The sequence below is a fragment of the Bradyrhizobium ingae genome (assembly GCF_055791185.1).
In genome coordinates this window covers 269,784-295,818 of record NZ_JBVUBB010000002.1, presented here as the reverse complement: position 1 = coordinate 295,818, position 26,035 = coordinate 269,784, and the positions used below count along the sequence as shown (strand labels likewise).

At 63.6% G+C, this 26,035-nt stretch carries 24 protein-coding genes and 1 tRNA gene; 12 read left to right on the top strand and 13 right to left on the bottom strand.

Translation table 11 applies throughout. From position 1 onward, the window contains the following. Nucleotides 1-196: 196 nt before the first annotated feature. Genes epsC through ACV1FX_RS03940 form a run of 6 tightly spaced genes read right to left on the bottom strand, consistent with a single transcriptional unit; the run spans nt 197 to nt 5,565 of the window. Entirely contained in the window at nt 197-1,147 is a 951-nt protein-coding gene (gene epsC, locus ACV1FX_RS03965; protein ID WP_473116237.1) for a serine O-acetyltransferase EpsC, read from the bottom strand. Nucleotides 1,148-1,187: 40 nt separating this feature from the next. Further along, on the bottom strand, nt 1,188-1,760 hold the full coding sequence (locus ACV1FX_RS03960; RefSeq protein ID WP_473116236.1) for a flavin reductase family protein: 573 nt from the start codon (nt 1,758-1,760) through the stop codon (nt 1,188-1,190). A gap of 47 nt (nt 1,761-1,807) precedes the next feature. Beyond that, nucleotides 1,808-3,040, bottom strand: a complete 1,233-nt coding sequence (locus tag ACV1FX_RS03955) for an acyl-CoA dehydrogenase family protein (RefSeq protein WP_473116235.1) — start codon at nt 3,038-3,040, stop codon at nt 1,808-1,810. Nucleotides 3,041-3,059: 19 nt separating this feature from the next. Beyond that, on the bottom strand, nt 3,060-4,064 hold the full coding sequence (locus tag ACV1FX_RS03950) for an NrtA/SsuA/CpmA family ABC transporter substrate-binding protein (protein ID WP_473116234.1): 1,005 nt from the start codon (nt 4,062-4,064) through the stop codon (nt 3,060-3,062). 29 nt (nt 4,065-4,093) lie between these two features. Further along, nucleotides 4,094-4,813 carry an ABC transporter ATP-binding protein gene (locus tag ACV1FX_RS03945; protein ID WP_473116233.1) on the bottom strand — a complete coding sequence of 240 codons (720 nt, stop codon included), beginning with the start codon at nt 4,811-4,813 and terminating at the stop codon, nt 4,094-4,096. Further along, nucleotides 4,810-5,565, bottom strand: coding sequence for an ABC transporter permease subunit (locus tag ACV1FX_RS03940; protein WP_473116445.1), 756 nt, complete (start codon nt 5,563-5,565; stop codon nt 4,810-4,812). The genes ACV1FX_RS03945 and ACV1FX_RS03940 overlap by 4 nt, the downstream gene beginning before the upstream one ends. 392 nt (nt 5,566-5,957) lie before the next feature. Here ACV1FX_RS03940 and ACV1FX_RS03935 point away from each other — a divergent pair, with 392 nt between their 5' ends. Further along, complete coding sequence (locus ACV1FX_RS03935; RefSeq protein ID WP_473116232.1) at nt 5,958-7,055, top strand: LLM class flavin-dependent oxidoreductase; 1,098 nt, start codon at nt 5,958-5,960, stop codon at nt 7,053-7,055. Nucleotides 7,056-7,147: 92 nt separating this feature from the next. On the opposite strand, the gene ACV1FX_RS03930 is transcribed toward ACV1FX_RS03935, so the two are convergent. Then, nucleotides 7,148-8,116 (bottom strand): aliphatic sulfonate ABC transporter substrate-binding protein, encoded by a 969-nt coding sequence (locus ACV1FX_RS03930; protein ID WP_473116231.1) that lies wholly within the window; start codon nt 8,114-8,116, stop codon nt 7,148-7,150. Nucleotides 8,117-8,560: 444 nt separating this feature from the next. Between ACV1FX_RS03930 and ACV1FX_RS03925 the strand changes: the two genes are divergently transcribed. Genes ACV1FX_RS03925 through ACV1FX_RS03915 form a run of 3 tightly spaced genes read left to right on the top strand, consistent with a single transcriptional unit; the run spans nt 8,561 to nt 11,896 of the window. Continuing rightward, complete coding sequence (locus tag ACV1FX_RS03925; protein WP_473116230.1) at nt 8,561-9,886, top strand: O-acetylhomoserine aminocarboxypropyltransferase/cysteine synthase family protein; 1,326 nt, start codon at nt 8,561-8,563, stop codon at nt 9,884-9,886. Nucleotides 9,887-9,896: 10 nt separating this feature from the next. After that, on the top strand, nt 9,897-11,495 hold the full coding sequence (locus tag ACV1FX_RS03920) for an FAD-dependent oxidoreductase (RefSeq protein WP_473116229.1): 1,599 nt from the start codon (nt 9,897-9,899) through the stop codon (nt 11,493-11,495). Beyond that, nucleotides 11,492-11,896, top strand: coding sequence for a 4Fe-4S binding protein (locus ACV1FX_RS03915; RefSeq protein WP_473116228.1), 405 nt, complete (start codon nt 11,492-11,494; stop codon nt 11,894-11,896). The genes ACV1FX_RS03920 and ACV1FX_RS03915 overlap by 4 nt, the downstream gene beginning before the upstream one ends. 61 nt (nt 11,897-11,957) lie before the next feature. On the opposite strand, the gene ACV1FX_RS03910 is transcribed toward ACV1FX_RS03915, so the two are convergent. Then, nucleotides 11,958-12,353: a VOC family protein gene (locus ACV1FX_RS03910; RefSeq protein WP_473116227.1), complete on the bottom strand. Its 396-nt coding sequence runs from the start codon at nt 12,351-12,353 to the stop codon at nt 11,958-11,960. Then, on the bottom strand, nt 12,353-12,724 hold the full coding sequence (locus ACV1FX_RS03905; protein ID WP_473116226.1) for a MerR family transcriptional regulator: 372 nt from the start codon (nt 12,722-12,724) through the stop codon (nt 12,353-12,355). The genes ACV1FX_RS03910 and ACV1FX_RS03905 overlap by 1 nt, the downstream gene beginning before the upstream one ends. 236 nt (nt 12,725-12,960) lie before the next feature. Between ACV1FX_RS03905 and ACV1FX_RS03900 the strand changes: the two genes are divergently transcribed. Both ACV1FX_RS03900 and ACV1FX_RS03895 read left to right on the top strand, forming a co-directional pair. Then, nucleotides 12,961-13,950 (top strand): NAD(P)-dependent oxidoreductase, encoded by a 990-nt coding sequence (locus ACV1FX_RS03900; protein ID WP_473116225.1) that lies wholly within the window; start codon nt 12,961-12,963, stop codon nt 13,948-13,950. 16 nt (nt 13,951-13,966) lie between these two features. Continuing rightward, nucleotides 13,967-14,749: a class II aldolase/adducin family protein gene (locus ACV1FX_RS03895; protein WP_473116224.1), complete on the top strand. Its 783-nt coding sequence runs from the start codon at nt 13,967-13,969 to the stop codon at nt 14,747-14,749. Nucleotides 14,750-15,180: 431 nt separating this feature from the next. Here ACV1FX_RS03895 and ACV1FX_RS03890 read toward each other — a convergent pair. Next, nucleotides 15,181-15,254, bottom strand: a tRNA-Gln gene (locus ACV1FX_RS03890). A gap of 311 nt (nt 15,255-15,565) precedes the next feature. On the opposite strand from ACV1FX_RS03890, the gene ACV1FX_RS03885 reads away from it, so the two are divergent. From ACV1FX_RS03885 to ACV1FX_RS03860, 6 genes are all read left to right on the top strand, one after another. Next, nucleotides 15,566-15,931, top strand: coding sequence for a DUF1428 domain-containing protein (locus tag ACV1FX_RS03885; protein WP_473116223.1), 366 nt, complete (start codon nt 15,566-15,568; stop codon nt 15,929-15,931). A 252-nt stretch (nt 15,932-16,183) separates the two neighbouring features. Beyond that, the gene (locus ACV1FX_RS03880; RefSeq protein ID WP_473116222.1) at nt 16,184-17,437 is read left to right on the top strand and encodes an ABC transporter substrate-binding protein; all 1,254 of its coding nucleotides are present in this window, start codon (nt 16,184-16,186) and stop codon (nt 17,435-17,437) included. Nucleotides 17,438-17,500: 63 nt separating this feature from the next. Continuing rightward, nucleotides 17,501-18,364 (top strand): branched-chain amino acid ABC transporter permease, encoded by an 864-nt coding sequence (locus ACV1FX_RS03875; protein WP_473116221.1) that lies wholly within the window; start codon nt 17,501-17,503, stop codon nt 18,362-18,364. Further along, the gene (locus ACV1FX_RS03870; protein ID WP_473116220.1) at nt 18,364-19,335 is read left to right on the top strand and encodes a branched-chain amino acid ABC transporter permease; all 972 of its coding nucleotides are present in this window, start codon (nt 18,364-18,366) and stop codon (nt 19,333-19,335) included. The genes ACV1FX_RS03875 and ACV1FX_RS03870 overlap by 1 nt, the downstream gene beginning before the upstream one ends. Further along, nucleotides 19,325-20,089 carry an ABC transporter ATP-binding protein gene (locus ACV1FX_RS03865; protein ID WP_473116219.1) on the top strand — a complete coding sequence of 255 codons (765 nt, stop codon included), beginning with the start codon at nt 19,325-19,327 and terminating at the stop codon, nt 20,087-20,089. Before ACV1FX_RS03870 ends, ACV1FX_RS03865 begins: the two co-directional genes overlap by 11 nt. Beyond that, nucleotides 20,086-20,805: an ABC transporter ATP-binding protein gene (locus ACV1FX_RS03860; RefSeq protein ID WP_473116218.1), complete on the top strand. Its 720-nt coding sequence runs from the start codon at nt 20,086-20,088 to the stop codon at nt 20,803-20,805. The genes ACV1FX_RS03865 and ACV1FX_RS03860 overlap by 4 nt, the downstream gene beginning before the upstream one ends. 15 nt (nt 20,806-20,820) lie before the next feature. Here ACV1FX_RS03860 and ACV1FX_RS03855 read toward each other — a convergent pair whose 3' ends face one another. The 3 genes from ACV1FX_RS03855 to ACV1FX_RS03845 form a co-directional block, all read right to left on the bottom strand. Beyond that, on the bottom strand, nt 20,821-21,399 hold the full coding sequence (locus tag ACV1FX_RS03855; RefSeq protein WP_473116217.1) for an invasion associated locus B family protein: 579 nt from the start codon (nt 21,397-21,399) through the stop codon (nt 20,821-20,823). Between the two features lie 61 nt (nt 21,400-21,460). Beyond that, on the bottom strand, nt 21,461-24,604 hold the full coding sequence (locus tag ACV1FX_RS03850; RefSeq protein WP_473116216.1) for a multidrug efflux RND transporter permease subunit: 3,144 nt from the start codon (nt 24,602-24,604) through the stop codon (nt 21,461-21,463). Next, nucleotides 24,601-25,773 (bottom strand): efflux RND transporter periplasmic adaptor subunit, encoded by a 1,173-nt coding sequence (locus ACV1FX_RS03845; RefSeq protein WP_473116215.1) that lies wholly within the window; start codon nt 25,771-25,773, stop codon nt 24,601-24,603. The genes ACV1FX_RS03850 and ACV1FX_RS03845 overlap by 4 nt, the downstream gene beginning before the upstream one ends. Between the last annotated feature and the right edge of the window lie 262 nt (nt 25,774-26,035).

The following is a 26,035-nucleotide window of genomic DNA, read 5'->3' as shown; positions in this document are numbered from 1 at the left end:
CTTGAAACGTAGATGACGGCCAAACGCACGATTGGCGCGACGTTTCGCGGCCGCACAGGTACTTCGATAGAAATCGTTCCGTAGCTGTGATCGTGACACCGCGCGCGTCAGAATCGGGAGAGCATCGACGGCAACATCGCGATCGTCGGTGGCACGGTTGCCCGCGATCGAAAGGCCCCCTGATGGTATCGGCTGTCTAGCCCTGCTTGTTACGGGCCGTGGCCTGCGTCACGATGCTGTTCGGCGGCACGTCCTGGGTCAGCCAGACGTTGCCGCCGATGGTCGACCCCCGGCCGATCGTGATCCGGCCGAGGATGGTTGCGCCGGCATAGATCACGACATCGTCCTCCACGATCGGATGGCGTGCATCGCCCTTGATCAGGTGACCCTCGTCGTCGGTCGGAAAGTGGCGCGCCCCGAGCGTCACGGCCTGGTAGATGCGGACGTTGTCGCCGATGATCGCGGTTTCCCCGACGACGACGCCGGTGCCGTGATCGATGAAGAAGCCGGAGCCGATGCTCGCGCCGGGATGAATGTCGATGCCGGTCCTGGTATGAGCGATCTCCGCGACGAGCCGCGCAATCAGCCGCGCGCCGAGCCGGTGGAGGATGTGCGCGAGGCGATGGTGGATGATCGCGGTCATCCCGGGATAACCAATCAGGATCTCCGGAAAGTTCCTCGCCGCGGGATCGCCGACGAACGCGGCGCGGAGGTCGCTGATGATCAGCCCGCGCACATCGGGAAGCTGCGAGGCGAAGTTGCGCGTCAGGTCGATCGCATCATCGCGCCGGAAGCCGGGCGTGAGCTCGTCGCCGATGAAGAGGGCGGCGCGATGGACCTGGTCGCAAAGGCTGTCGAGCGCGATGCTGAGACGGTTGCCGACGAAATAGTCGATGTTCTCGGCGTCGAGATCGAATTGGCCATAGTGCCGCGGAAACAATGCTTCGGTGAGGCCGTCAAGAATAGCCTGGAGCGCCTCGCGTGAGGGGGCGCGGCGGGCCTCACCGTCCCGGCGGATGCTGTGGGTCTCCTCTCGGGAGACGCGGAGCGCGGCGACAAGTCGATCGAGCTGCCAGCGCCGCTCGGCCGGTTCGACGCGGTTCAGCGCTGCATCTTCGGGCGACTTCTGGGGGATCTCATGCTTCATGCGGCCGTAACCCCATCGGTTGTGATGCCGGCGTAGAGTGTCACCTGACGTGCGCCAAGGGAATGCTGATTTCGGCGAGAAGGTCAAGGTCGAGGTCGTGCTTGATCTCGATGTACTCCCCGTTCCAGTACACCAGCCCGGAGAGTTGAGGCGACAGGTCGAAGCTCAGGAGGCTGCCCACGATGATCCCGTGCGAATGGCGCTCGATGATCTCCTCGACCTGGCATTCGATGGTTGCCAGCGAGTTGTCGAGCAGTGGCACCCCGGACGTGCCGGCAGACCACGGAATGCCGTCGAACCGCTGCGGCCCCCTAAGGCGTCCGTTGCTGAACCGGCTGGCCAGCTCCTGCTGGTCGGAGCCCAGAATGTTTACGCCGAAAACACGGTGGCGCTCGATCAGCGCAAAGGACGACGCTTGCCGGTTAACGCTGACCAGCAGCCGGGGTGGGCTCGCGCTGAGCGAGGTGAGGGACGTGACGGTCATCCCCGTGATGTCATGCTCGAGACCGGCCGTGATGATGCTCACACCGCCAGCAAGGCGGCGCATCACGGAGCGAAACTGGTGTTCGATCTCGTCATTGTCGGTGACGAGATGAATGTCCGACTTTCCCATGTCTGTCTCTCCCTGCATCGGACCGTCGAATGCCGGCGCCTGCCGTTCTAGAAGAAGCCCTTTGCCGGTAACGGCGTGCCGTTGATCTCGTATTGGCCGATCGAGCGCGCCTTGTAGGTGGTCGGATTATGGGACGAGAGCGTCCGCGCGTTACGCCAGTGGCGATCGAAATTGGTGACCTTCTTGGTCGCCGATGCGCCGCCGACGTCGAACAGCAGGCTGCCGCCGCGGATAGCGAGATCGTCAGCAATGATCTTGGCTTTCGCCGAGAGCAGCGCCGCGGTGTGGGCGGCGTCGGCCCCGTTCGGGGACCCGGAATCGAACGCATCGGTCGCAGCATCGAGCGCCTCGGCGGCCGCGAGCACCACGGTTTCGGCGGCGAATGCGCCGCTGGCGATCTGGCCGACGGTTTGTTGGAGCAGGGGGTCCTCAGTAGGTATCTCGTTCGGCGCGTAGTAGAAGGTCCGCTTGCGGGAGCGGACCAGCGCAGTGGCATCGCGTAGCGTGGCACGCGCGATGCCGGCGACGACCGCTGTGAGGAAGAGCTGGGCGAACGTGTTGGAGTAGGCGATGCCATAGCCGCCGTCAGGCTCGTCGAGCACGATTTCTTGCCGCTTGACCTTGACGTTGCGGAAGTGCGTCGTGCCTGTCGCCGTCAGGCGCTGTCCCAACCCGTCCCAGTCATCGACGAGCTCGATGCCTTCGCGCTTGACCGGGACGATCGTCACGCCGTTCGCGCCGGAGGGATCGGCGGCACGCACCAGCACGTAATCCGAATACAAGGTGCCGGTGCTGTAATATTTGGTGCCGTTCAGCAGGTAATCGCCATTGCCGTCGGGCGTGAGCGTCGTGCCGGGTGTGACATTGCCGACGCGCGGGCTCTCGAGCTCGGTGGTGGCAAGGCCGATGATGGCGCCCTCGGCAACGGCTCTTTGCCATTCCCGGGTTTGATCGTCGTTCGGCGTGCGCAGCAGGCGCTCGACCACGCTGAAATGATTGCGCAGGATATGGGCCACGTTGGCGTCGGCTTCGCCCAGGCGGATGACGAAGGCAAACAGCTCGCGGATCGAGATGCCACCACCGCCCGCCGTCACGGGAAGACGCAATGCGCCAAGACGCGCGCGGCGAATGAGGTCGATCGCGTCGAACGGGAGCACGCGGTCGCGCTCCCGTGCGCTTGCGCCTTCGGCGATCTGGTTGAGCAGCGCGTCCAGTTCGGGTGACTGGGCCTTGAGTGGCTGCGACGTGTTCAGCGAGGAGGTGGCTACGGGCCTGTTCATTGTTCTTGCCTGTTGTTGCTTAGAGCTGCGCGAGATGGTCGCTCACCTTGACCGGTTCCGGGAGGATCTTGCGCGCGACGAGCCAATCTGCGGCCTTTTGCAGATCGGAGACGAACTGCTTGTCGTCGGCGGCGAAGTACCGATACTGGCGCTTCAGCGCGATGAACTGGTCGCGGACCTCGTCGCTGTATTTCCCGGCCCTTTGCGCGATATGCTCGGCTTCCTTGGCATTCTCCGAGATCCACTTGCCTTCGGCGCGGAATGCATCGTTCACGGCGCGGACCAGCGCGGGATTGTCGGTCGCGAATTTGCGGGTGGTTAGATAGGACGTGTAGTCAATCTGGAAATCGAGGTCGCGCCCTTCCAGGAAGATGTCATGCGCCTTGTATTCGAGCCGGGCGATATCGACGCTGGGGCTCCACATCGACCAGGCGTCAACCTTGCCCGCCGCAAGCGCGGGCGCAGCATCCGGCGGATTAAGATAGACGAACTTGACCGCCGAACGATCGATCTTGTGCTTCTCGAGCGCCGCAACGAGCAGAAACTCGCCGAGGCCCGAGCGGTTGACCGCGACCGACTTGCCGACGAGGTCTTGGACCTTGTCGATGCCCGAGCCGTCCTTGGCAATGATCGCGGTGGTGCGCGGCTCGTAGACGACGAATTGCGTGAAGACCAGCGGTGAGCCCGCGATGATTGCTGCGAGTGCCGGCGTGGTGCTGCCGCCGAAGCTGAAGTCGGCGCTGCCGCCGGTCACCGCCTGCAGGGTCGGCGCGTGGTTCGGGAAGGGGCCCAGCCATTCGACCTTGATCCCGTCCTTGGCCAGCACCTTTTCGAACTCGCCGCGCTCCTTGGCGATCAGGTTGGGGCCATTGAGGCCCCAGGTCAGGCGAACGGTGTCGGTGGTGCGCCCGGTGCCGGCCTCGGCGAAATGGGAAAGGTTCAGGCCGGCGAGCGCTCCAATGCCGAATGCTGCGGAGCCGAGAAAGCCGCGCCGGGATGGTTTGGCGGACGTGAAGTCAGACATCTAAGGGCCTTCCAGGTCAGTCACTCAATTCAGGGGGTAGGCGAACTCACGCCAAGCTCGGCGAGGAGATCGGTGCGCGATATCGAAGCCGTGTCGGACGCGCGATGCTCGAAGGCGATCGCGCCATTGCGCATCACCAGGATGCGATCGGCCAGCGTGATCGCTTCGTCGACATCATGGGTGACGAGGAGAACGCCGGGACGGTGGCTGGCGACGAGTTCGCGAACCAGCTCATGCATGCGGATGCGGGTCAGGGCGTCGAGCGCCGCGAAGGGCTCGTCCAGCAGCAGGAGTTCCGGCTGCTGCACCAGCGCACGCGCGAGCGCGACGCGCTGCGCCTGTCCGCCCGAGAGATTGCGCGGCCAATCATCGAGGCGATCGCCGAGCCCGACCTCTGCCAGCGCTTCCGCGGCGCGCTCGCGCGCATCCGGAAGCTGCAAGCCGAGCGCGACGTTGCGCCATAGATTGTCCCACGGCAGCAGGCGATGCTCCTGGAAGACGACGGCAGGCCGGCGTGGCGCATTGATCCGTCCGCCCTGAATCGGGTCGAGGCCGGCAAGGGCGCGCAGCAGCGTGGTCTTGCCGCAGCCGCTCTCGCCGAGCAGAGCGACGAATTCGCCGCGCTCGATGCGCAGGTTGAGCTTTTCGATGACGATCCGCTTGCCGTAGGCGCGCGTCAGATTGCTCACGACCACGGCCGGCCCGGAATTCGCAACGTTCGCAAGAGACGGTGCGACGTGAATATTCATCGCGCGGCTCCATAGTTGGGATGCCAGGCGAGCAGGCGCCGTTCGAGCACGCGGGCGATGGCGTCAGCGGCGACGCCGATCAGCGCGTAGATCACGATGGTCAGCACGATGACGTCGGTGCGCAGGAACTCGCGCGCGTCCATGGCAAGGAAGCCGATACCCGCCTGAGCGCCGATCGTTTCCGCGACGACCAGCGCCAGCCAGGCCGTCGCGAGTGCATAGCGGACGCCCGTCAGAATCGAGGGCAATGCACCGGGAAGAATGATCCGGCGGATCAATTCGAACGCACCCAACCCCTGGACCCGGCCGAGCTCGAGCAATTTTGGATCAACCTGCCGGATGCCAAGGACGGTATTGATGTAAATTGGGAAGGTGACGCCGAGCGCCACCAGGAAGATCTTTTCGGCTTCGCCGACGCCGAGCCAGACGATGACGAGCGGCAGCAATGCCAGGAATGGAATCGCGCGGATCATCTGAACGCTGCGATCGATCACGGCCTCGGCAATGCGCGAGAACCCGACAAGCACGCCGAGCGTGAAGCCGACAGCGCTGCCGATCGCAAAACCTGCCACCGCGCGCAAAAGGCTGATGCCGAGATCATTCAACAGGCTGCCGGATGAAGCAAGCTTGAACGCCGATCTGATGATCTTGCTCGGCGCAGGCAGCACTTGCGGCGACAGCCATCCCGCCCGTGCCAGAAGCTCCCACACAATCACCAGCCCAATCGGCGCAAGCCAGGACAGCAGTTGCAGGCCGCTCTGTCGGAGCCCGTTAAGCGGATGCGTTGCGAATGCAGCGCCGCTGCGCTCCTGGTGATCGGATGCTGCAACAATTGCGGCCGGTTCGACGTTGCTCAACTCGATATTGCTCAAGACGGTTCGTCCTCGCTTGATCGCGTATGCGACAAGCGCACAAGCTGGGCCGACAATGAACTGCCGCCACTTGCAAAATCTCCCACGAATTCGCACGAACAGAAATAGAGCGGTTTTTCAATTGTGGTTCGTTGCAGAGTGTTCTGATCTCGTCACGGCGAAGCGGGCGACAAAGAAAATCTTTTGATGCCGGACGTGCTTGATCTCGCCTCACGCATTGACGGAAACTGACAACGCTATCTGGACGACGCGACGATTTCACGGAGAATTCGATGACGACGAGGCCGCTTCGGTTCGGCATCTGGGCGCTGGTGCATGGTCCGCGCGCCGCCCATCAGGATCCCGAAGAACCCTATGATGCGTCGTGGGAGCGCAACAGGGACCTGATCCTCGCCGCCGAGGAGCTCGGCTACGATTCGACGCTGATCGCGCAGCACACCATCAATCCGCACCAGGAGGATCTCGATCAGCTCGAAGCCTGGAGCGCCGCGGCTGCGATTGCGGCTCTGACGAAGCGGATCGAGATCATCGCCGCGATCAAGCCTTACCTTTATCATCCCGTGGTGCTGGCGAAGCTCGCGCTCGGCATCGAGAACATCAGCCGTGGCCGCTTTGCCATCAATCTTGTCAATGCCTGGAACAGGCCGGAGCTGGAGAAGGCTGGCATCGGCTTTCCCGAGCACGACGCGCGCTACGCTTATGGGCGCGAGTGGATTTCGGTCGTGACGCGTCTGATGGCGGGCGAGCGGCTCACCTATGCCGGCGAGCATTTTCACGTGCGCGACTACGCGCTGCGACCGACGAGCCTCTATCGCGAGCGTCCGACCATCTATGTCGGCGGCGAGTCCGAGCCCGCCCGTGCGCTGGTCGCAGGTCACGGCGACGTTTGGTTCATCAATGGCCAGCCGCTGGAGGACGTCGCCGGGCTGATCGCCGATGTCGCTGCGCGTCCACGCGGCGTAGAGCCGCCGCTGCGGTTCGGGCTATCGGCCTTCGTGATCGCGCGTGAGACGACGGAGCAGGCGCAGGCGGCTTATCAGCGGTTGCTCGACCTCGCCGCGAAGGATGCGCCGATGAAGGTGATCCAGAAGCAGAACACCGATCCCAAGGTCGTCATGATGCAGACCATGCAGAAGACGCCGCGGGTCGGCAGCAATGGCGGCACGGCCGCGGGCCTGGTCGGGAGCTATGACGAGGTGGCACAGCGCATTCATGCCTTCCATGCCGCGGGTATCGAGCTGTTCATGCTGCAATTCCAGCCGTTCGAAGCCGAGATGCGGCGCTTTGCCCTGGAGGTGATCCCGCGGGTGCGGCTGCTTGAGGCGAAAGGGACGGGCGGACCAGCAGAGCGGCTGGTTCGATCGGTTTAGCCCGGTCTATCAGGCCGCCCCTTTGCTACTTTGCATGAAGTCGTTTTCCAATCTTGATGCCGGGCCACGGCGGTCGAGCAGGGACCCCCGATCTAAGATCCCTTGGGAACCCAGATATTCACAGCGCCGGTATCGAGCTTGACCGGGATGAGGCCTTCGGCAAAGAACGCGTCCGCGATACGCTGCTGCTCCGACAGGCCGGGCACGGTGACCGGGCCGAGCTGATAGGAGCGGTGGCTATTGGCCTCCTCGACCGTTGCTGCGTCGATGCCCCAGAGGCCGGCGAGCAGGGTGGCTGCTTCCTTCGGATTTGACTTCACCCATTTGCCGGTCTCGGCCAGCTTGGCGAAGATCACGTTCAGCGCATCGCCACGGCGATCGGCATAGGCGGCGGACGCGAGATAGTAGCGCTTGTAGCTGGCAAGCCCGTTGCTGCCGTCGGCAAGAATGCGTCCGTTCGATTGGTGCAGGGCGCTGGTCAGGAACGGGTCCCAGGCGACCCAGGCATCGACATTGTTGCTGACAAAGGCCGCGCGGCCGTCGGCCGGCGTGAGGTAGGCAGGCTTGATGTCCTTGAAGCTCAATCCCGCCTTTGCCAGTGCAACGAGCAGGAGATAATGGCTGCCGGCCCCCTTGGTGACCGCGACCTTCTTGCCCCTGAGATCACCGAGCGTTCCGATGGTGGAGGACTGCGGCAAAAGGATCGCCTGCGCGGAAGGCGAGGCCGCTTCCTCCGCCACATAGGCGAGCTTGGCGCCAGCGGCTTGCGCGAAGATCGGCACGGTGTCGGCAACGTCGGCGCCGAAATCGATGCTGCCGATGTTGATGGCTTCGAGCAGCGGCAGACCGCTGGTGAACTCGTGCCAGGAGACGGTGAGCCCCAGCGGGGCCAACGCCTTCTCGAGCTCACCATTGGCTTTGAGGAGGGCAGTGAGGGTCGAGGATTTCTGGTACCCGATGCGGATTTCCTCGGCCGCAGCGGGCAGGGTGAGTGAAGCCGCGAGCAGAAGGCCGATAGAGGTCGAAACAAGGCGGCGAACGATCGTAGCGAGACGTGTCATCTGGGATTCCTGTTCGATCGGGCCAAGCCAGGCGCGCGTGCGCGGTCAGTTGGAGCCGACGGGCACTATCTGCCGATAGTTGCGCTGCGATTGCAATTTCGGAGAACAGCGTCGATCAGCAGCAAAATTCTACATTGTGCTCTGATTCGAGAATGAATTGTTCGGGTCGATAGCGCAACGATATCGCGGCTGCTGCGAGGAATGACGTTTCGTATTTCAAGGCTTCGGATGGTCTTGCATCGAAACGAATTGCTCGCGAGACGAATAAACTCCGATCGACGAATCCGCAGTAAGAACTGAAGCACGAAAGCACGACGCAGCAGCACGCGCATCGCTATTTTCGGAAGCTGCTCGACAGCCATCCTGTCGGCACGCATCATCTCCACGAACGATCTGCGCAGGCGCTCTGCGTCGCGAAGATCGAACATCAACAGGAGATTGCGAATGGCCGTCGAAACCACGAACTTTGAAACGCTGGCCCTGCATGGCGGCGCCTATCGTTCCGATCCCGCAACCGGTGCCGTGGCGGTGCCGATCTATCAGACCACGTCCTTTCAGTTCCAGAACACCGATCATGCGTCGCGCCTGTTTGCACTCGAGGAGCTCGGGCAAATCTACACGCGGATCGGAAATCCTACGCAGGATGCGTTCGAGACGCGGCTCGCCGCGCTGGAAGGCGGCGCGGCTGCGCTTGCGGTGGCCTCGGGGCAGACTGCATCTGCCTTCGCGATCCTCAATATCGCACAAGCCGGCGACAACGTGGTGTCGTCGACCGATCTCTATGGCGGCACCTGGACGCTGTTCTCGCAAACCTTGAAGCAGCTTGGCATCGAGGTCCGCTTCGTCGATCCGTCGGACCCGGAGAACTTCCGCCGTGCCACTGATGGCAAGACGCGCGCCTATTACGCGGAGACGCTGCCGAACCCGAAGCTCAACGTCTTTCCGATCAAGGAGGTTGCCGATATCGGTCGCTCGCTCGGCGTGCCCTTGATCCTCGACAATACCGCCGCGCCTCTGATTGCGCGTCCCTTCCAGCATGGTGCAGCGGTCGTCGTCTATTCCGCCACGAAATATATCGGGGGCCACGGCACCTCGATCGGCGGTGCGATCATCGACGGCGGCAATTTCGACTGGGCCGCTCATGCCGAGCGCTTCCCGCTGTTGACCCAGCCCGATGCGGCCTATCACGGCGCGATCTGGACCGAGGCGGCAAAGCCGCTGTGGCCGATCGCCTACATCCTGCGGGCTCGCGTCAAGCTGCTGCGCGACCTTGGCGCCTCGATCGCGCCGCAGAACGCCTTCCAGTTCATCCAGGGGCTCGAAACGCTGCCGCTACGTATTCGTCAGCACAATGAGAACGCGATCAAGGTGGCGAACTTCCTCGCCAAGCATCCGGACGTATCGAACGTGATCTTCCCGGGTTTGCAGACCGGGGAAAACCGGCGTCGCGCGGATGCGTACCTGAAGGGTGGCTATGGCGCGCTGATCGGATTTGAGCTGAAGGGCGGGGTCGAGGCGGGGCGCAAGTTCATCGATGCGCTGAAGCTGTTCTATCACGTTGCCAATATCGGTGATGCGCGATCGCTGGCGATCCATCCGGCCTCGACCACGCATCAGCAGCTCTCCGCCGATGAGCAGCTCGCCGCCGGCGTCACGCCCGGCTATGTCCGTCTGTCGATCGGCATCGAGCATCCCGACGATATCCTGGCTGATCTCACCCAGGCGCTGGCGAGTGCCGGCGCGGGGAGCGCCGCCCGCAAGGCGGCCTGATCCTGCAAGCATGGCTTCGTCATCTCTCGAAGCATTCACGACGACCACCGACGTCCTGATCGTCGGTGGCGGCATGGCGGGGGCCTGGGCGGCGGTTGCTGCGGCGAAAGCCGGAGCGAGCGTCGTCCTCGCCGATAAAGGCTATTGCGGTACCAGCGGCGTGACCGCCGCAGCAGGGCCAGGACACTGGTGGGTACCGCCTGAGGTGCGCGCGGCGGCCGTCGCCAATCGCATCGCTGCAGGACTCGGTCTCGGCGAAGCAGAGTGGATGCATCGCATTCTCGACCAGACCTGGCGCACGCTGCCGACGCTTGCACCCTACTACAAGTTCGGTGTGGACGAGGAGGGCCGCGTCAACCATCGCGCCGTGCGCGGTCCGGAATATATGCGCGCCTTGCGCCAGTTCGTGCTCAGTCATGGCGTCACCATTCTCGATCACTCGCCGGTGCTCGAGCTTTTGGCGCGCGACGACGGGTCGATCGGCGGCGCAAGCGGGTTGCGTCGGCAGGACGGTGGCAGGCCGTATCGGATCGAGGCCCGCGCCGTGGTGCTGGCCGCCGGCGGGACCAGCTTCCTGTCGCACCTCCTGGGATCGCGAACCAACACCGGCGACGGCTATCTCATGGCGGCGGAGGCGGGGGCCGAGTTGTCCGGCATGGAATTCACCGCGGCTTATACGATCGCGCCGGCGCATTCGACGATGACGCGAAGCATGGCGTATTCGTTTGCGACCTACTACGACGCTGACGGCCGCGAGCTCGATCTGCCCTTCGCCCCGGACCAGACCATTCGCCTGGCCCGCGCGCTCCAGCGCGGGCCAGTCTACTGCTCGCTCCACCGCTTGCCCGATGACATCAAGGCGAGGCTGCATACGATCTCGCCGAACGTGCCGCTTGTGTTCGACCGTTGGGGCATCGATCCCTACCGCGACCGGTTCGAGGTCACGCTGCACAATGACGGCACCATCCGCGGCATCGGCGGGGTTCGCGTGATCGATGCCGACTGCGCGACATCGGTGTCGGGCTTGTTCGTGGCGGGCGACAATGCCTCGCGTGAAAAGGTCGCCGGCGCGATCTCGGGTGGCGGCAACGTCAATTCGGCCTGGGCGCTGTCGTCGGGCGTGTTCGCGGGAACGGCGGCGGCGCGCCTGGCGCGACAGACACGCGGTCGTGCGGCCCGGCTTCGACCGCTCGGCCGGACCGGCCTGCGGCCTCGCGCGCAGCCGAGGACGCTCGATCTCGCCGCGATCCGCGACGGCGTGCGCGGCGAGATGCATCCGTTCGACAAGAACCTGTTCCGCAGCGAGCCTGGCCTTGCAGCCTCGCGTGAGGTGCTTGACGATCTTTGGGCCGAACTCGCCGATCATGCGGGGCCGGTTGATCTCGCATTGCGCGAGGCGGCGGCGCTCGTTGCCACCGCGCGCTGGTCGGTAGCAACGGCAAGCCGGCGAACGGAGAGCCGAGGCCTGCATCGCCGCGAGGACTATCGCAGCCTGGATCCGGCTCTCGCCGTTCGTCTCCTGTCCGGCGGGCTCGACGAGCTCTGGGTCAGCCCCGACCCATCTTCCGCGGTCGCGCGCGTTGGCAACGAACTGGAGACGGCGTCATGATCGAACTCATCGTCTCCGACCGCTGCACGAGTTGCGGCGCCTGCGTCGAGGCATGCCCGACCAACGTGCTCGAGGCGGCCAGCTCCGGGCCGCCCGTTCTGGCGCGCGTGGAGGACTGCCAGACCTGCTTCATGTGCGAACTCCATTGCCGCGCGGACGCGATCTATGTCGCGCCCGATTGCGACCGCCGCGTCGCCGTGAGCGCCGAGGAGGTGATCGCCTCCGGCCGGCTCGGCCAATACCGAAAGCATTCCGGTTGGGACGAGTGGGCAGATCGTTTCCCCAACGAACAATGGCTGATGGAGGCGGTATTCCGCCGTGCTGGCGAGGCTGCGGCACGGGACCCCAAGGCGCGAGTAGCCGTCGACACGAAACAGAGAGGTTTCGATAGTCGAGACTGAGCTCTGCCTTGGCTGGAAGATCGAGGTTTAAGAAATCACTCTTTGCAAACCACGCGGCCCGTCATGCACCCGACGGCAGGACATCCGAGGGATGCTTGTCGTGATGCTCGACATATTCGACGAGCGTCTGGTCGGGATGGCGCACCAGCATGTTCCTCCCGGTCGGAACCGCTTTGGGAGCCTCCAGGATTGCTGCGCCGACTGTTGGAAGATGTGCTGCGAAGGCGTCGAGGTCTTCGACCAGGAAGGTCAGATGGGTGGCCCGGAAGCGCATCAGGCTCGCATCCGTCCCCGCGATGAACAGGATCGAAGCTACCTGGGCAAGCCGGAGGTCATATTCAGGGTAATCGAAGCGAAGGCGGGCCTTTTGGCCGATGAGAGCCTCGTAGAAGGCGACAGCCTTATCCAATTCGTCGAGCGGAAGATAACGCCTTGTCAGAATGTTGAGTATCTTCATCATCGTTGTCCTGATGTTATGCTGAGTCTGCCATTCCATTTTGCCAACCGATGCGCCAATGCCCGACGACGCCTGCGGAGCATTTCGATCGCGTGGTCGATCTGGTCGAGCTTGCCATGCATCAGCGCGGAGCAGTCGACGCCGGCCTTGCGTGGCCCGTCTTCGAGTGCGGTCAGCAGATTGCGAAGCTCGCGGGTCGAAAAGCCCGCCGCGATCAAATCTCTCACCCACTCGGCTCGCTCGATCTCGGCCGGCGCGTAGGTCCGATAACCATTCGATGCGCGGCGCGGCTCGATCAGGCCTTCGGTCTCGTAGTGCCTCAGCGAGCGAGCACTGACGCCGAGATGACGAGCCGCTTCCTGAATTCTCATCTCAATCTCCGCTCGAAGGTGTGCCTAACACCTTATCGCTAACGTCAATGTCAAGCAGTTCCTCGTCTCGGCGGTACTTCACCCGGCCGAGGCCGCAAGCCTGCGAGAGAGATGATTTTATGTGTGTTTGCGGACGGGCGTTCTCGTCTTGTTGCAAACCATTGTCGATCTTTGAAAACACTATCTCGCGGTAACCGCCTAACATCTCGCGATCATTGCTATCGTGAGCCTGCGAGATGAACACGCCCCGTATCGACAGCCGACGCGATCCAGCCGGCGTCCGATCGCCGATCATCGTCAATCAGCTTGGCGCGAACGTCCGGGCCTCGCTGGTCGATCACTGGTCCCGCCCGCTGATCATCGATCATCCGGAGGGTCGCGCGCCCTGGGAGATCGCACCAGAGGCGGATGTGCTGCTGACGCGGCCTTTTGGCTGGAGCAATGCGCCGGCCGAAAAGCCGGCGGGCTGGCCGTTCGGCTTGCGCTGGATCCAGACGGCATCGACAGGGATCGACTTCTTCCCGACATGGCTGCTCGATGGTCCGGTGGTCACGGTTGGACGCGGCATCTCGGCGGATCCGATCGCAGAATATGTCCTTGCAGCCATCCTCGGCTTCGAGAAGCGGATTTACGATGTCCGCCCGCGCAGCAGGCAGGACTGGAAGATCACACCGTTGGGCTCGCTCAGCGGCAAGACGGTTGGTATTGCCGGATTTGGCGCAATCGGCAGGGCGGTCGTCGAGCGGTTGAAACCGTTCGACGTCAAGATCAAGGCGTTGCGCCGGTCGTCCTGGCAATATCCCGTTCCGGGGGTGCAGCCGGTCGATGACATCGAGACGCTGGTTTCCGTCTCGGATCATCTTGTGATCGCGTTGCCGTCGACATCCAAGACGACCCGTTTGATCAATGCCGACGTGCTGGCGCGCGCCAAGCCATCACTGCATCTGATCAACGTGGCACGAGGCCGGATCATCGACCAGCAGGCGCTGTTGCGCGCCCTGGACGAGGGGCAGATTGCCGCCGCCACGCTCGATGTCACCGATCCCGAGCCGCCACCGGACGGCGATCCCATCTACACCCATTCGAAGATCGTTCTGACGCCGCACGTGTCATGGACCGGCGGCGACGATGCGGCGCGGCTGGCCAACAAGGTGCTGGTCAATCTCGACGCCTATGCTCACGGCGCCCCGCTGGCCGACGTCTTCGACGAGAAGCTGGAATATTAGGAAAGGACCCGCAACGATGAACAAGATCATCGAGAAGCCAAAGAAATATTCGCTGGTCGAGCGGACGCCGTCCGCCTCGTTCGAAGAGGAGCGGCTGCATCGCAAGCAGCGCTTGGCGGCGACCTTTCGGTTGTTCTCGCGCTACGGCTTCGACCAGGGCCTTGCGGGGCATGTCACGGTGCGCGATCCGGAGTTTCCGGACCGCTTCTGGATCAATCCGCTGTCCAAATTCTTTGGGCAGATCAAGGTCTCCGACCTTCAGCTCGTCGATCACGACGGCAACATCCTGATCGGCGACAAGCCGATCAACCAGGCGGGCTTCGTGATCCACTCGGCGATCCACGCCGCCCACCCGGAGGTGATCGCGGCCGCCCACACCCATTCGACCTATGGCAAGGCCTGGTCGGCGCTCGGCCGTTTGCTCGATCCGTTGACGCAGGACTCCTGCGCCTTTTACGGGGACCACGCCTTGTTCGATCCATTCTCCGGCGTCGTGCTGGAAGCTGACGAGGGCCGGAAGATTGCCGAAGCGCTGGGATCGAAGAAGGCCGCCATCCTGCAGAACCATGGACTTCTGACCGTCGGGCCGACCATCGAAGCGGCCGCCTGGTGGTACATCGCGATGGACAACGCAGCGCGGACGCAATTGCTTGCGGAAGCGGCCGGCACGACAAAGCCGATCCCGCATGAGATCGCGAAGCTGACTGCAAGCCAGGTCGGGACGCACAGGGGAGGTTATTTCAGCTTCCAGCCGCTCTGGGACTGGATCACCGAAGCGGAGCCGGATTTGTTCAACTGAAGCCGTACTCCTCGGCGCGCCCGACCAGATGCGCCGCCAGTGCGGCGCACTGGTTGCGGACGTCCATGGCAAACGCCTGCCGGACGTCCGATCGGGAGCTCACCACGTGTTGCACGGATCGAGCGTCATCCGTACTGCTCCGGCGAGGAACTGACTGACGGCGTCAAAGGCCCGCAGACGGTTCTTTTCGAGGAGCAAGGCTTGCACGTGCCGCTCGCCGCTGGATTGCCCCCGGCAGGCATCGTTGCGCTATGGCACCCCCGCAATCAGGAGGACGGAAGTCACGCATGGCTGTGCGAGTGCATGTACCAGGCGGGGCCCCAACTTCCGAATGTTCGGTCGGTTGGATGGTCACCCATCCTGATGACGATCCATCGCCTGTGGCGAAGAAAAGCCGGTTCAGATCAGGCGGTTGGTCGAATTGCTGTTTTTGGCTGGGGAACCTGGATTCGAACCAAGACAAACAGAGTCAGAGTCTGTTGTGCTACCGTTACACCATTCCCCAACGGAATTGCCTAACGAATTCAATGGCTTATTGAACTGTCGGGCTGCGGCCGGAGGCGCACGCGGCGCAAATCACGGCTCAGGCGTGGTGGGTTTCTACCCGCTCGCCTCCAGGCTTGCAAGCGCCGCTGTGGAGGGGATTTTCGCGCCGCTCCAAGGCACTGACCCCACCGGTGAAACTGCGGTCGGCGCGGGCAAGCGAGGTGACGAAGCGCGCGACGGTTTGCCCCATCTTCACAGCCCGAGATCGGGGTCGGGACGTGGTCTCCTCAATCGTCCTTGGGGCAGGCAACCTGCAGAAGGAGATTTGGGATGGCCTATGTCGATGGTTTCGTGCTCGCCGTGCCGAAGGACAAGGTCGACGCCTACAAGGCGCTGGCGCGAACGGCGTGCGAGGTCTGGATGGAGCACGGCGCGCTCGACTATGTCGAATGCATCGGTGACGACGTTCCCTATGGCGAGATGACCTCGTTTCCGCGCGCGGTGATGGCGAAGGAGGATGAGATCGTGGTGCTATCCTGGATCGTCTACCGCGACCGGCAAAGCCGCGATGCCATCAACAAGAAGGTGATGGAGGATCCCCGCCTGAAGAACGCCGGCATGCCCTTCGATGGCAAGCGGTTGATCTTCGGCGGCTTCGAAACCTTCATCGAGGTACGTCGCGCGGCGCCGGCCTGACAGCGGGCACGGCTCGAGCGAAAACGCGCCGCGAGCGCGAAGACGTGTTCGCGATCTCGCGTGTGAGCAACGGGCACACGCGGATGTCATCCGCATCTGCCGATGCAGCATATGCAATCGTGTCTCACCTTGCCGGTTTCAGACCGGCATGCCATCCTCCGCACGCCAGGAAAATCAAATGGAAGCAGGCTGCTCGCCGAAGCTTCGAAGCCTTAAAAATCTGGTCGGGGAAACCCTTGGGAGGTCTGGTTCATGACATTGAAGCTCGCTCCCCGGCTGCTTTGCGCGGCCGCGATGGCGGTTATGCTTGCGGGACGCGCGCAGGCTGAGGACAAGGTCGTCAAGATCGGAGTCATCTTGCCGATGTCCGGCAGCACCGCATCGATCGGCGCGCACGCCAAGGCCGCGCTCGAAGTCGCCAGCGACATCATCAACAACGCCCATCCCGAGCTCGACAAGCTGCCGCTCGCCAAGAACGCCGGGCTCGCGGGCCTTGGCGGCGCCAAGGTCCAGATTGTCATCGCCGACAACCAGGGCAGCCCGGCGACCGGGCAAAACCAGGCACTGCGTCTGATCACGGAAGAAAAGGTGGTCGCGATCCTCGGCGCCTATCAGTCCGGCATCACGCTGACATCGAGTGCGATCGCGGAGAAATACGGCATTCCGTACCTGACGCCGGAATCGGTCGCCGCGAATCTCACCGAGCGTGGCTTCAAATGGTTTTTCCGCACTACGCCGATCGCGCCGGATTTCGTTCGCATCTACGACGAATTTTTGACCGATATGAAGGCGGCCGGAGCCAAGACCGACACTGTCGCGCTAGTCCATGACAACACCGAATACGGTACCTCCGTTGCGAGCACGATCACCACGGGTTTCAAGGAGAAGGGGCGCACCGGCGTCATCGACGTCGCCTATGCCGTCAACGCAACCGACTTGCAGGCGCAGGTGCTTCAGCTCAAGGAGAAGAAGCCGGATGTCGTGCTGATGATCTCCTACACGTCGGACGCGATCCTGTTTGCGAAAACCATGCAGTCGCTCGACTACAAGCCACCGATGCTGCTGGCTGATGATTCCGGCTATTCCGATCCGTCGTTCATCAAGGCGGTCGGAAAGCTCTCGCAGGGCGTGTTCAACCGCTCGTCCTGGGCCGTGGGCTCCGCCGGTTCGCCCAGCGCCGTCATCGCCGACATGTACAAGAAGAAGAGCGGCGAGGAGATGGAAGACACGGTCGGGCGCGAGATGCAGGGCTTCTTCGTGCTGGTCGATGCCATCGACCGCGCGGGCTCGACGGATCCCGCGAAAATCCAGGCGGCGCTGAAGGCGACGGACCTCAAGCCCGAGCAGCTCATCATGGGCTACAAGGGCGTCAAGTTCGACGAGAAGGGACAGAACGTGCTGGCGTCGGCCTATATCATCCAGCTTCAGGACGGCGAGAATTACGTCTCGGTATGGCCGAAGGGCAATGCCGAGAAGGCGCCGGTGATGCCCTACAAGGGCTGGTGAGGATTTCGGAGGCGAGACCGGCGGTCCCGCCGTTTTTGTTCGCTTGTCAGAGCGGCCCGGCTCATGTCCTTTGTCCTCGTGCAGGTGATCGTCGGCGGGCTCCTGCTCGGTGCCGTCTACGCCCTGTTTTCCTCCGGCCTCACGCTGGTCTGGGGCATGATGAACATCGTCAATTTCGCGCATGGCGATTTCGTCATGCTCGGCATGTACGTCGCCTATGTCGTCTATACCTTGATGGGCGGTGGCCCGCTTCTCGGCGCGCCGCTGGCGGTGCTGGCGCTGGCGACGCTCGGCGTCGTCGTCTATTTCGGCCTGATCCGCGACATCATGAAGGGGCCGATGCTGGCGCAGATCCTCGGCACCTTCGGTCTCGCATTGCTGTTGCGCTATTCCGTGTTCTGGTGGTTCGGCGCTGACTTCAAGTCGTTGCCGCAGAATATCGTCGGCGGCACGTATGCGGTGGCGGGGCTGCGTCTCGAGGCATCGCGGCTGCTTGCCGGTGTCGTCGCGCTAGGGGTGACGCTCGGCCTGCACCTGTTGCTGACGCGGACCTCGCTCGGCTCGAAAATGCTGGCGGTTGCGGAGGATGCAACCGCGGCCCAGCTCATGGGCATCCGGCCTGACGCGATGCAGGCGATCGCCTGGGCGATTGCGGCGGGGGCGACGGGACTTGCCGGCGCGCTGATTGCGAACTTCTTCTACATCGTGCCGACGGTGGGCGAGACGCTGGGCATCGTTGCCTTCGTCACGGTCTCGCTCGGGGGCTTCGGCAGTGTGCCGGGTGCGCTGGTCGCGGGCCTCCTGATCGGCGTCATCGAATCCCTGTCGGGCTTCCTGATCGGCGCGGTCTACAAGGACATCGTCGTCTACATCCTGTTCCTGTTCTTCCTCTGGTTCCGGCCGCAGGGCCTGATGGGGAAGATGTGATGCGGCATTGGCTCGGGCTGTCGGTGCTAGCGGCGGTCGCGATTGTCTATCCTTTGCTGCTGTCCTCGCCGTTCCAGCAGCGCCTCGGCGCGCTGGTGCTGCTCTATGCGATCGCGGCCTCTGCCTGGAACATCGTGGGCGGCTATGCCGGCCAGGTCTCGGTCGGCCATGTCGTGTTCTTCGGCTGCGGCGCCTATGCGGCGATGGGCGCCTACGCCAAATTCGGCCTGTCGCCGCTATTCGGCATCCCCGGTGGCATTGTGATTGCGGTAGCGTTGGCGGCCGTGATCGGCGTGCCGACGCTGCGGCTGTCTGGTCACTATTTCAGCATGGCGACGATTGCGGTTGCCGAGACGATGCGGCTGATCGTCACCAACACGGATTATCTTGGCGCGGCGGTGGGGTTGAGCGGCCCGACGGTCGCCCGCAACGTCTTCGATCTCTCGTTCATCTCGTCGCTGCCCTACTACTATCTGTTCCTCCTGGTCCTTGTGATCACGCTTTTCGTCACCTGGTGGATGACGAATAGCCGGATGGGATTTTATTTGCGTGCGATCAGGGATTCCGAGCGCGCCGCGCGCTCGCTCGGTGCGCCCGCGAGCCGCACGAAGCTTTACGCGTTCATGCTGAGCGGGGCGCTGACGAGTGTCGCCGGAGCGCTCTATGCGATGATGTTCGGTTTCGTCGATCCCGACTCCGGCCTCGGCATCCTGATCTCCGTGAAGATCCTGATCATGGCCGCGCTCGGCGGAGCAGGGCTTCTGTTCGGTCCGCTGGTCGGCGCTGCGATCCTCGTGCCGCTGGAGGAAATCTCCAACAGCGTGCTGGGCGGCAAGGGCGCAGGCCTCACCTTCGTGGTTTACGGCGCGATCATCGTGCTGATTGCGCGCTTCCAGCCGGGCGGCATTTTGAGCCTCCTCAAGCGACGATCCAAGCCGGGAAGCGAAGCGGGAGCGCCTCATGCTCCTTGAAGCGCGCGGTATCACAAAGGCCTTCGGCAGCTTCAAGGCAGTCGATGATGCCTCCGTGACGCTGGAGCAGGGCGATATCCTCGGCCTGATCGGACCGAACGGCGCCGGCAAGTCGACATTCTTCAACTGCCTTACCGGTGATCTCAGGACGACCATGGGCCGTGTCCTGTTCGAAGGCCGTGACATCACCGATCTCGCGCCCGAGCGGCGTGCGCAGCTCGGGCTGGCGCGCACCTTCCAGGTGCCGCAGACGTTCGAGGGCATGACGGTGCTGGAGAACGTTATGATCGGAGCGTTCCTGCGTGCCGCGCACCGCGGCGAGGCCGAGGCCAAGGCGCGCGCGGTGCTGGAGCGAGTCGGGATGATCAGGCTTGCGGATGCGCCGGCGCGTTCGCTGGGCACGCCCGGCCGAAAGCGCCTGGAGATTGCCCGTGCGCTTGCGACTGAGCCGAAGGTTCTGCTGCTCGACGAAGCCATGGCGGGTCTCAATGCGCAGGAGGTCAAGCTCGCGATCGATCTCGTGCGTGACATCCATCGTGCCGGCGTCACGCTCGTTATCGTCGAGCACATCATGGAAGTGATCATGTCGCTGGCAAGCCGAGTGATCGTCTTCCACCAGGGCAGGGAGATCGCCAACGGCAGCCCGCGTGAGGTAACCGCGAACCCGGCGGTGATCGCGGCCTATCTCGGTACGCGCGCCGCGAAAGCGGCCGCCGGCCACACGCCGATCGAACTGATGGGCAGACCCACATGAGCGGGCTGCTGCTGCGGATCGAGCACCTCGAAGTGCGCTATGGCGACCTGATCGGCGTGTCCGATGTATCGCTGGAGGTGCCCGAAGGCAGCATCGTCGCGCTGCTCGGCTCCAACGGCGGCGGCAAGACCACGACGCTGAACGCGATCGCCGGACTGATCCCGGTGCATTCAGGCACGATCAGCTTTCGCGGCGAGGCGATCGCCGGCGAAAGCGCCTTTGCGATCGTGCGCAAGGGTCTGGCGCTGTCGCCGGAAGGCTGGCGGCTGTTCGTGCAGCAGAGCGTCGAGAACAATCTCCTGCTTGGCGCGACGCCCTTGCGTGACAAGTCGCGCAAGTCGGCGCTGCTCGAGCGCGTCTACGAGATATTTCCGCAACTGAAGGAGCGACGCAACCAGCGCGCCGGCACCATGTCGGGCGGCGAGCGGCAGATGCTCGCGGTCGGCCGCGCGCTGATGAGCGACCCCAAACTGCTGATGCTGGACGAGCCGTCGCTCGGGCTGGCGCCGGCGGTCGTGGAGTCCATGTACGAGACCTTCGGCCGCTTGCATCGCGAGGGCCTGACGCTCCTGCTCGCCGAGCAGTCGATCGAGCTCGCTCTCGAGGTCTCCGATTTCGCGACGGTGTTGCAGGTCGGCAGAAGCGTCTTGTCCGGCACCGCGACCGCGCTGGCGAACGATCCGCAGGTGCAGAAGGCTTACCTGGGGGCGGGATGACGCTGTCGCGGCCCCTTACTTGATCTTGTCGTAGGCGGCCGCGAAATCGGTCAGCTGCATCGGAATGTTGATGGTCTCCTTCGACATGTTCTGGAAGGAGACCTTCAACTGCTTGCCGGATTTGAGCGCGGCGAGCAGATCCGCCGAAATCGGCGTCGAGACGTAGCAGCCGCGATTCTCACAGGTCTGGATCGGCAGGTCGACCGTCTTGCCCTCGTCGACCTGGAGCTTGGCGCCGACGGGAATGTTGAGGCCGAGCGGCAGCTGGATCAGCGCGGTGGGCACGCGGGTGTCGGCGGGCACGCGGATGTTGATCAGCACGATGAGCTGTCCCGTCTTGGTCAGCACCGCGTTCTGCTCGATTGCGCATTCCAGCGGCGCCTCGCGGCTCACGCTGGTGCAGCGCGCGGCCCAGCCCGCCTGCGGCGCCGGCGCAACATCGGCCTGCGGCTGCGCGGCGGGAGCCGCGGGCTGTGCGGCTTGGGGCGGAGAAGTCTTGGATTCGGCCTTGGACTTGGTGCCCTGAGCGTGTGCGGATCCGCTCCACAGCAAGGCAATCGAAAGGAGGGCGGCAAGATTGGTGCGCTTGGACATGAAATATCGCTTTGGCTTGAAAGGAGATAAACGTGCGGGAATTGGGGCCGCAGGCGCTGGCTTACTCGGCCGCTTCCTTGACCGTGCCGTGCTCGGTCGCCTCGTGCTCGCTCTCCTTGGAACGTCCCCAGCCGGAGAACCAGTTGGAGAGCTCATCGAGATAGAGATAGACCACAGGCGTCGTGAACAGGGTCAGGGCCTGGCTGACGATCAGGCCGCCGACCATGGCATAGCCGAGCGGCTGGCGGATTTCGGCACCGGTGCCGTGCCCAAGCATCAGGGGCACGCCGCCGAGAAGGGCCGCCATCGTCGTCATCATGATCGGGCGGAAGCGGAGCAGCGCGGCCTGGCGGATCGATTCCGCCGGTGTCTTGTGCTCGTCGCGCTCGGCCGCGATCGCGAAGTCGACCATCATGATGCCGTTCTTCTTCACGATGCCGATCAGCAGGATGATGCCGATCAGCGCGATCAGGCTGAAGTCGAACCCGGCGGCCATCAGGATCAGCAGCGCGCCGACGCCAGCCGAAGGCAGGGTCGATAGAATCGTGATCGGGTGGATGTAGCTCTCGTAGAGAATGCCGAGGATCAGATAGACCACGACGAGGGCTGCCAGGATCAGCAGCGGCACGGTGCCGAGCGACTGCTGGAAAGCCTGCGCGGTGCCCTGGAAGCTCGAATTCAGCGTCGCCGGCGCGCCGAGATCGGCCATCGCCTTCTGCACGGCTTCCGTAGCCTGTCCCAGCGCCACGCCCTGGGCGAGGTTGAAGCTGATCGTGATCGCCGGGAATTGGCCCTGGTGGCTGATCGAGAGCGGGCGGACCGGGTCGGTCGTCCAGGTCGCAAATGTCGACAGCGGCACCTGGTCGCCCGTTAGCGGCGATTTCAGGTACAGCTTGTTCAGGCTGTCGAGACTGCCCTGCATCTCCGGCAGGATCTCCAGGATCACGTGATAGCTGTTGAGCTGCGTGAAGTACTGCGTGACCTGGCGCTGGCCGAATGCGTCGTAGAGCGTGTCGTCGATCAGCTGCGGCTGGATGCCGTAGCGCGAGGCGGTGTCCCGATTGATCTTGAGCTGGACCGTGGTGCCCTGGGTCTGCTGGTCGGTCGCGACGTCGCGCAGCTCCGGCAGCGTCTGCATCTTGGTGAGGATCTTCGGCGCCCAGTCATTGAGCTCGCCGAGATCGGCGTCCTGCAACGTGAATTCGAATTGGGTGCGCGTCGGCCGGCCACCGAGCCGAACGTCCTGGGCGGCCTGCATGTAGAGGCGGGCGCCTTCGACCTTCTCGAGTTTCGGACGCAACCGCGCGATGATCTGCTGCGCCGACGCCTCGCGATCGTTGCGCGCCTTCAGCGTAATGAACATGTTGCCGTTGTTGCCGGCCCGGCCGCTGCCGCCGATGTTCATTGCGATGGAGGCAACGTCAGGATCGGCCATCACGATCTTGCCGAGCTCCTGCTGCTTCTTCTGCATCTCGGCAAACGAGATGTCCTGGGATGCTTCGGAGGTCGCGGTGATCAGGCCGACGTCCTGCTGCGGGAAGAAGCCCTTGGGGATCAGGACGAACAGGTAGATCGACAGGCCGAGCGTGGCGAAGAAGATGGTGAGCGTCGTCCGCCGCCAGCTCAGCGCGTGGTCGAGGATATATTCATAGCCGCGCAGCATCGAGTCGAAGGCGCGCTCGCTCCACGCGTAGAACTTGCCGTGCTTCACCTCGCCATGGGCGCGGAGGAACCGCGAGGCCATCATCGGGGTCAGGGTCAGCGACACGAACATCGAGACGAAAATCGTCATCGCCAGCACGACGGCGAACTCGCGGAACAGGCGCCCGATGATGCCGCCCATCAGCAGCAGGGGAATCAGCACCGCAACCAGCGAGATGCTGATCGACACGATGGTGAAGCCGATCTCCTTGGCTCCCCTGTAGGCGGCCGCGAGGGGCGAATCGCCGTTTTCGATGTAGCGCGTGATGTTCTCGAGCATCACGATGGCGTCGTCGACGACGAATCCGACCGCGATCGTGAGCGCCATCAGCGACAGATTGTCGAGCGAATAGCCGAACACCCACATCAGCGCGCATGCGCCGAGCAGCGCCAGTGGAACCGTGACGGTAGGGATGACGGTCGCCCAGAAGCTGCGCAGGAAGACGAAAATCACCATGACCACCAGGATGATGGTCAAAAGCAGCGTGAACTGGACGTCCTCCACCGCGGCGCGGATGGTGGTGGTGCGGTCGCTGATGACTTCGATCTTGATCGCCGGCGGGATCGCCGCCACCAGCCGGGGCAGGGTTGCCTTGATCCGGTCGACGGTCTCGATGACGTTGGCGCCAGGTTGCTTGAAAACCACCAGGAACACGCCGCGCTTGCCGTTCGCCCAGGCGGCCTGCTTGGCGTCCTCGGGGCCGGTGACCGCCTGGCCGATATCGCGGATTCGCAATGGGCCGCCGTTGCGGTAGGCGATGATGACGTCGTTCCAGTCCTTCGACTGGAGCAGCTGGTCATTGGCGTAGATGGTGTAGGCGCGTTTCTCGCCGTCGATATTGCCCTTGGGGCTGTCGACCGTGGTGATCGCGATCGCGCTGCGGACATCCTCGAGCGACAGGCCCTTGGCGACCAGTTTCGCCGGATCGATCTGCACGCGGACCGACGGCTTCTGCTGGCCGCCGATGAAGACCTGCGCGACGCCGGAGATCTGGCTGATCTGCTGGGCGAGCTGGGCGTCAATCGCATCGCTGACGGTCGTCAGCGGTAGTGTCTCGGAGGTGGCCGACAGCAGGAGGATCGGCGAGTCCGCCGGGTTGACCTTGCGATAGGTCGGCGGCGAGGGCAGGTTTTTCGGCAATTGGCCGCTGGCCGCGTTGATGGCGCCCTGCACGTCGTTGGCCGCGCCGTCGATGCTGCGATTGAGGTCGAACTGGATCGTGATCGAGGCCGTGCCCAGGTAGCTCGTCGACGTCATCTGGGCGATGCCGGGGATCTGGGCGAACTGGCGCTCCAGCGGCTGGGCGACCGAGGAGGCCATCGTCTCCGGGCTGCCGCCGGGCAGGTTCGCCGTGATCTGGATGGTCGGGAAGTCAACCTGCGGCAGCGGCGCGACCGGGAGCAGGGGGTATGCGACGAGGCCGACAAACAGAATGCCGGCCATCAGCAGCGATGTGCCGATGGGATAACGGATAAAAGGTGCCGAAATCCCGCCGTCGTTCATTCCTGTCGAACCTTGTTCTGGCCTGGATTCGAACTCGCGACCGCCGTGGAGACGAGGCTTCCGGGCTGCACCTTGAACTGACCGCCGGTGATCACTTGTTGTCCCGGGCTAAGTCCTTCATCGATCACCGAGCGTCCATCGATGGAATAGCTGACCTTGAGCTTGCGCAGTTCAGCCTTGTTCTCCTGATTGACGGTGTAGGCGTAGAGACCATTGGTTGAATGCTGGACTGCGTCGTCGGGAACCACCGTGGCATCCTTCAGCGTCCGGATCAGAAGGCGCGTCGAGACCGATTGGCCCGGCCACAGCGTGTGGTCCTTGTTGTCGAACACCGCTTTCAGCCGAATAGTCCCGCTGGTGGTGTCGACCTGATTGTTGATGACGGCGAGCTTGCCTTCCGCGAGGGTCTTCTTGCCGTCGGTGGTCAGCGCGATCACCTTGAGCGCGCCCGCCTTTTGGCCCTCATTGATATAGGGCAGCTGGTCCTCGGGCGCGGTGAAGATCACCGTGATCGGCTCGATCTGGGCAATAGAGACGATCGCCGTCTGGCTGGAAGCATTGACGATGTTGCCGATATCGACCTGGCGCAGACCCGCGACGCCCGTGATCGGGGACTTGACCTGGGTGTAGTCGAGCTGGGTCTGGGCATTGGAGATCGCGGCCTCGTCGGCGGCGATCTGCGCGGTGAGCTGAGCGACGGTGGAGCGCTGGGTATCGGTCTGCTGCCGGGTCGCGAATTCGCCGAGCTTGGTATAGCGCTGGAGGTCGAGATTGGCGTTGGCGAGGTTGGCCTCGTCCTGCTGCTTCTTGGCCTTGGCCTGGTCGAGCACGGCCTGGAAGGGGCGGGGATCGATCTCAACCAATAGGTCGCCCTGGTTGACGATCTGGCCCTCGGTGAAGGCGATCTTGTCGATCTGGCCGTCCACGCGAGTCCGGACTTGTACGGTGTTGAAACCCTGAACCGTGCCGAGACCGGTCAGATAGACCGGAAAATCGGCCTGTTGGACCGGTGCGATGGTGACAGGAACTGCGACCGGCCGCGGCGAGCCCTTCTGCGCGGTCTGGGTCTTGGCCGCGTCCGGACCATAAAAGCGTTGCCAGCCGAAATAGCCTGCCACGGCCACGGCTGCGATGAGGGAAAACCACAGAATCGGCCGCGACTTTTTCATATCAGCTTCGTATCGGCTCGTTTGCCCAAAAGGTTGAATGATGGGTCTTTGAAAGGGTTCCGGCGGCAGCCTGTATAATACACGCCAAGTTCCAGTGTAAACAACACTGTCGCTTGAGAATCCTAAACAATCGGAAAGCTTTGCATCCGATCCGGGCGGCGCGCGCGCTGCACGAAGAGCCACCCTCTTGGGCAGCCTGTCGGGCGCCTGCATCGACCAACGTGCAAAGGTTGTACGATGCTCGCGCACCGCGTCGCCATCC